General features: G+C 29.1%; 2 protein-coding genes. Both read right to left on the minus strand.

From position 1 onward, the window contains the following. Positions 1-49: 49 nt before the first annotated feature. Complete coding sequence (locus tag CI949_RS20615) at positions 50-832, minus strand: BrxA family protein (protein ID WP_290769911.1); 783 nt, start codon at positions 830-832, stop codon at positions 50-52. 82 nt (positions 833-914) lie between these two features. After that, positions 915-1,214: a hypothetical protein gene (locus tag CI949_RS20620; RefSeq protein ID WP_290769913.1), complete on the minus strand. Its 300-nt coding sequence runs from the start codon at positions 1,212-1,214 to the stop codon at positions 915-917. Positions 1,215-1,499 lie beyond the last annotated feature (285 nt).

The following is a 1,499-nucleotide window of genomic DNA, read 5'->3' on the forward strand; positions in this document are numbered from 1 at the left end:
ATCTTCATTGATAGCTAATTTAAGATCATTAAATTTACTTTCTAAACTTTTATCTAAAGAGCTCATCAATTATTTCCTCCCTGCTATAATGTAATTCAAAGCTGGCATTTTTAGCACCAGAAAAATTAAAATCATAATATCCTGCGAGTGATCCTTTTTTAAGTAGCTCTACCTTTTGATTTTCTGTTAGCATTAAGGCCTTAAACATTGCTGAGTTAAAAATCTCATTATCACTTAAGTCTGTCAATTTAAGCTGATAGACTAAATAAGTGATTATTTTTTCATCTGGATAAGGATAGCTGATTAAACTTTTACTTCTACCTTCTTTTTTAAACAGGCCAATTCTTCTCATAAATGCACTATACTTTGAAGATATCATTTTTAGAGTGCTTTCACTCCAGTCAGTTATTTTAGTTCCTTCTCCAAATTCATTTAAAAAATCTAAGATTTCAGCTGATTCGATAAGCTTTCTGTTTTCCTGATATTTTTTATATACTAAATTCTCTGTTATATCAGCAAACAAATCATTAGAATGAAAGGCTTCCAGATAGATAAAAGTTCTTTTAAATGAATTATTAGGACTTGAATTGCTGATAGTTGCAATAAAAAACCCTTTGTCTTTTTGCTCTGAATCTTTTAAGAAAAGCTTGTTTATTACTGAAAAGAATCTTTTGCGGCTGCTTGTAATATCAAAGCCAAAAGCATTTCCTTCAATGAATTCTTCTTTTGCTGCTTCAAGACCATGTTGATTGTAGTATTTTATTGTTTCAATAATTACATTTGGATCTGAAATACTTCCTAGGGGATTGATTGCTGTATTGTAATTTTTCATAATGACACCTCTCTTATTGATATGATCTCTATAAAATAATAACATAGGGGAGCGACACCCTTATGTCATTTCATTTCATTATTTATTCAAAAACCTCTACCGCGACTGATTCAGGCACCCACATATAATCAATACCCTCATCATTAATAGGAAACTCAAAGTAATACCAGTTACCATCTAGATCTGTTTTGTACTGGTCACTGCCTTCCAAACCTTCCAACCACTGTTCTTCAGCAATAACTAATTCATCTTCGTGATTGACTGGGCTTTCAGGAAAACCTTCTCTTATAATCTTAAGCTTATATTCACCATCTGGAAAATTAAATCCACTTTCTTTATATGATTTTGTGGTATAAAACTCACCAACTTTATAATTATCCATTATTTTTTCAACTCCTAATTTTTTAATGGAATTAGAATAATCTTAAATTATTTAATATGCAAGTAACATTATCTCTATCTAGCTGACACTTTACTTACTAAAAATTGAATATAAACCTAAAGCTATCTTCGGGAAAAGATCGATAGAATAGAAAACAATACCTAAAACAAATAATATGATTGGCCATATAACAATTTTAAAATCAATATCTATCTTTTTTTGAAATATTACATTCCTTATTGTCAACATAAGAAAATATATACTTAAAAGTATTATAGAATTTAT

The sequence above is a fragment of the Halanaerobium sp. genome (assembly GCF_003070835.1).